7 protein-coding genes are annotated in these 4,012 nt (G+C 65.6%); 3 read left to right on the forward strand and 4 right to left on the reverse strand.

Annotation, left to right across the window (positions count from 1 at the left end; translation table 11 throughout):
* On the reverse strand, positions 1–373 hold a 373-nt coding region (locus ACFWPJ_RS26780; protein ID WP_378855349.1), incomplete at its 3' end, for a hypothetical protein.
* 799 nt (positions 374–1,172) lie between these two features.
* On the opposite strand from ACFWPJ_RS26780, the gene ACFWPJ_RS26785 reads away from it, so the two are divergent.
* The gene (locus ACFWPJ_RS26785; RefSeq protein WP_378855351.1) at positions 1,173–1,547 is read left to right on the forward strand and encodes a BlaI/MecI/CopY family transcriptional regulator; all 375 of its coding nucleotides are present in this window, start codon (positions 1,173–1,175) and stop codon (positions 1,545–1,547) included.
* 103 nt (positions 1,548–1,650) lie between these two features.
* Here the strand turns inward: ACFWPJ_RS26785 and ACFWPJ_RS26790 are convergent, their stop codons facing one another.
* Positions 1,651–2,370 carry a hypothetical protein gene (locus tag ACFWPJ_RS26790; RefSeq protein WP_378855353.1) on the reverse strand — a complete coding sequence of 240 codons (720 nt, stop codon included), beginning with the start codon at positions 2,368–2,370 and terminating at the stop codon, positions 1,651–1,653.
* 207 nt (positions 2,371–2,577) lie between these two features.
* Here ACFWPJ_RS26790 and ACFWPJ_RS26795 point away from each other — a divergent pair, with 207 nt between their 5' ends.
* Both ACFWPJ_RS26795 and ACFWPJ_RS26800 read left to right on the forward strand, forming a co-directional pair.
* Positions 2,578–2,901: an iron chelate uptake ABC transporter family permease subunit gene (locus ACFWPJ_RS26795; RefSeq protein WP_378855355.1), complete on the forward strand. Its 324-nt coding sequence runs from the start codon at positions 2,578–2,580 to the stop codon at positions 2,899–2,901.
* Positions 2,898–3,227 (forward strand): hypothetical protein, encoded by a 330-nt coding sequence (locus ACFWPJ_RS26800; RefSeq protein WP_378855357.1) that lies wholly within the window; start codon positions 2,898–2,900, stop codon positions 3,225–3,227. The genes ACFWPJ_RS26795 and ACFWPJ_RS26800 overlap by 4 nt, the downstream gene beginning before the upstream one ends.
* Here ACFWPJ_RS26800 and ACFWPJ_RS26805 read toward each other — a convergent pair.
* A complete protein-coding gene (locus tag ACFWPJ_RS26805; protein ID WP_378855359.1) occupies positions 3,208–3,621 on the reverse strand; it encodes a type II toxin-antitoxin system VapC family toxin in 414 nt (137 codons plus the stop codon). The genes ACFWPJ_RS26800 and ACFWPJ_RS26805 overlap by 20 nt on opposite strands.
* Complete coding sequence (locus ACFWPJ_RS26810; protein ID WP_378855361.1) at positions 3,621–3,869, reverse strand: Arc family DNA-binding protein; 249 nt, start codon at positions 3,867–3,869, stop codon at positions 3,621–3,623. The genes ACFWPJ_RS26805 and ACFWPJ_RS26810 overlap by 1 nt, the downstream gene beginning before the upstream one ends.
* Positions 3,870–4,012: the final 143 nt, after the last annotated feature.

Consider the following 4,012-nt stretch of genomic DNA (forward strand, 5'->3'; position numbering starts at 1 on the left):
GTTCGGCCTCGGGCGGGCTGCGGGGTCTCCCTCTAAAACCCTCTCCCGGGGCGGGTGGTGTTGGCGCCGCGCACACCACCGCGGTGACCGCGGCGAGCAACAGTGCCGAGAGAGTGAGCGTGAGGACGCCGGGTGGCATCGCCTTGGTCGTGCAGTGGACGATGTCGACGTCGCAGTGCGCGGCCGTCTTGATGACATCGAGGATGTCGTTGGCGTCGGTGATCGAGGTCGATGCGGACGCTGTTGCGTGATGACCGTCGGAGTGCGAGTGCTCACGGACCAGCGAGCAGTCGACAGCTGGGACCATGAGCAGCGCTGCCATCAGCAGCGCGGCCGGCCAGCCCCTGTGTCGCAACCGAACGAAGAGTTTCACTATGGACCGATGGTAACGACTCGATAACGGGCCTCGCGATCCTGGCACACCGGCAGGGCGGACAACGGTCGCGCTCCGTACGGGCGGGGTGCGTTGTCGGCCTGCGAAAGGCGAGTCGTGCACCAGTGGTTCACGCAACAGCCGCACCTCCTCGCCAAATATGTCAGCTACCAACAGTTTCCAGGATGCGCCCCCGGGTTCGAACGGGCTGGTTGACATCCACGCCAGTCAATCTACTATCTCGGTACGTAAATAGTTTCAGTTGTGTGATCAGGCGCACGTGCCGGTCCGTCGCCTCCATCGATCTCCGCGGCGTCACGTCTGCGACATGCCCTGGTGACGAACTCGTGACGCCCGATGGCGAGTCACACGGCCCGATCGCTTCAACACGCGTGGCAGCACACCGTCGGGAACTACGAAAGGATCCACCGCGCCACCCCATTCTACGGCGAGGAGTTCTCGTCGGACCGCATGTACGCTTGCCGCCACCTCGAACGCGGCAGCAGCATCGCTGGTCGCGCGCCGGTTCTCGCCGCATCCCCGGTCCGCTGATCGCGACGCCGCATGGCGAGTGGCGAAAACGCTCGGACCCCGTACCTGAGAGGAGGTGATCTGCCGATGAACCCGCTGAAGATGTTGTGCGACTGGATGTGCACCATGATGGCTTCGTGCTGTCAGATGTAGCCGACCGGCCCCGAGCCCGGGCCGTGGACCTTCGATGTCCGAAGAGATGCTGCCCGGGCCGGGCTGATCTACGATGTGGCTACGTAGATAGGCTTTGCCTGGTGAGGAGGACGTCGTGGCACACCGGTTCGGCGATCTCGAAGCTGTCGTGATGGACCACGTCTGGGCTTCCGAAGAGGACCTCACCGTCCGCGACGTCTACGAGAGCTTGCTGCTCGACCGCGAGATCGCCTACACGACGGTGATGTCGACGATGGACAACCTGCACCGCAAAGGCTGGCTCGATCGGGAACGCGACGGCAAGGCGTACCTGTACTGGCCGACGCTGACCCGCGAGGAGTACAGCGCCCAGCTCATGCGCCAAGCACTCGACGGAACCCGCTCCGACCTGGTCCTTGCGCATTTCGTCGAGCAGATCACCGAAGACGAGACCGACGCTTTGCGCGCGATCTTGCGCAGACTTCGGCGAAAGCGTTCCCAGGACGGCTGACTCCCGCTACGAACGGGCCAAGGAACCGCGGCGAGCAGGTCAGACCTGGGCAGCAGTGGCTGGGCCCGAACCGTCGACATGGTTCGAGCCCAACCACGGTGCGCTACTTGGCGGGCGCGGGGTTGTTCGGCATCGGCGAGTTGATCGTGGTGAAGTACTGGGCCGCGGCCATGATCGCGACCGGGGCGGTGATGAAGATCTGGCCCGCGATGGTGCCGATCGGGCCTGCGATCAGCGCGCCGCCGATGCAGCCGACCGCGGCGGCCGGGATGAACGGGCCGAACAGGCCGACGATGGTCGCCGCGGCGACACCGGCGCCCAGGATGCCGCCGAGTACGCAGCCGACGGCCGCGCCGCCCAGGCCGCCGACCAGGGTGGCGACGCTGGCGCCCAGCGAGATGGTGCCGGTCATCCGGCTCCAGGCCGCGACCTCACGGTCGTACTCGCTCTTCCACGGCGCCTTGTCCTCGTAGGGCAGCGCGACCGGCTTGTAGGTGGCGTGCGCGAGGTCGAACCGCGGGGTCAGGGTGGCGTTGCGACCGGAGATCTCGGCGGCGATCGGGAAGACGAATTCGTCCACGCGGAAGGACAGTTCGGTGCCCGCGACCGTGGTGCCGTCGGCTGCCTTGATCTTGAACACCCCGTCCTCGACGACCATCGAGCCCGCGTCGGTGCCGATGATCGTGGATTCCCCGGTGGTGCTCGCGGTGTAGTTGATCGGCGCGTTCGGATCCGCGGCGGGCGCAGCGTGTGCAGTGCCTGCCGCGATGCCGATGGCAACGCTGACGGTCGAGGCCAGCAGGGCGAACTTGGTGATTTTCACGGGGGTGAACCTTTCGTGTTCCTCGTGGTGAGCTGCGCGGCGCAGAAGCTGCGGACCGAACGAACCGGAACCATAGCTAGGTAAGCCTCACCTATCAATACCTTGCCCCTAGCTAAACTCTTCGCAAGTCAGGCAAGCCTCACCTACGTAACCCTTTCGTAGGCTAACCTCCCAGCGACGTAGTTCGACTCGAGAGAGATTTCCCTGATGAGAGGCCCGCACTGGTGCGGCTGGTTGCTGACGGTCGCGTTGCTGATCGCGGCCCGTTCGCTGAGCCTGCTGGTCGGCACGAAATCGATTCCGGCCGACGAGGTTTGGCAGGCGCTGTCCGGTCCGGTGACCACACCCGACCACGTCACCGAATACCGGCTGCCGCGAACGGTTCTCGGACTGCTCGCCGGACTGGCTCTCGGAGTCGCGGGCTGCCTGATGCAGGGCCTGACCCGAAACCCGCTCGCCGACCTGGATTACAGGGTGTCAACGCGGGCGCAGCCTTCGCGATCACTGTCGCGGTGGGAGTGCTCGGCGTGAGTGAGATCACGTCCTCCGCCTGGTTCGGCTTCGCCGGCGCCGCGCTGGTCTCGGTGATCGCGTACGCCCGAGAAGGTGGACGGCATGATCACCGCCTACACCGACCCGACAAGGTGGCGAAGGTGAAGTCCGGTCCGAAGCCGCCACAGGGCGCGGCGGCCGTGTGGCAGCCCCAGGCGGACGGCAAGCCCATCCTGCCCCAACCGGTGAGCACCGTCGTCGACGCTCCGGTGCTGTTCGTGATCAAGCTCGACGGCGGCCGCGACAACGCCCAGCTGAAGCAGGCACGGAACCATTACAGCGCAGTCATTCCCATGGATCGATGACAGTCACGCCGGTCGCTCGGAAGGCTGTGTCACGGGTCGCGATGCTCATTCCGGCTGCCTTGGCCGTTGCCGCGATATAGCCGTCGGACCTACCGATGGCAATGCCCGCGGCCCGTGCGGTTGCCATGAGATCCGCGTACTCCGCTGCGTCAGCCAGATCGAATGGGAGTACGCGGCCGGCGAACAGCGGCATGATCCGGGTCTCGAAACGTTCGCGCATCCGGTCTCGGCGGGCGCCGTCCGGCATAGCGGCCAGACCGTAGCGGATCTCGGCGACGGTAATCGTCGAGAGGTAGAGCGTGCGGAACGGGGTGCCGTCCAGCCACGCGATCACCCGCGGGTCGGGGACCTTGCGCATGGTCTCGGAGATGACGTTGGTGTCCAGGACGATCACTAGTCGAACTCCAGTGGCTCGGCAGGTGCACGGTCACGATCGTTGATCAGGTCGTATTCGTCGTCGGTCAGTTCGAAATCGCGGCCGATCTCGGCCAGGAGCGAACCGAGCTTGATGTTCTCATCGGGTTCGGGTGCGACGGCATCGGTCAGGATCGCACGTACCTCGGCTTCGGTACTGCGGCCGTTCGAGGCTGCGCGCAGACGCAACCGGTCACGGACATCATCGGGTAGATCGCGAACGGTCAATCGGGCCATGATGGTCACCCACTCCACAAAATGGCGCTATTGGCGCCAGTGACGTCACTGGCGCCAATTCTAGGAGTGGTTCCGGTACAACGCAAGGGGCCCATTCCCGTCGGGGTGAACCGCCAGGGCCCCCGGGGGGGGCG

Source organism: Nocardia sp. NPDC058497 (assembly GCF_042720195.1).
Taxonomy (GTDB): Bacteria; Actinomycetota; Actinomycetes; order Mycobacteriales; family Mycobacteriaceae; genus Nocardia.

Excerpts from the sequence above, each read along its gene's own strand:
- ACFWPJ_RS26795 (WP_378855355.1), top strand. The coding sequence starts at position 2,578 with ATGAGAGGCCCGCACTGGTGCGGCTGGTTGCTGACGGTCGCGTTGCTG.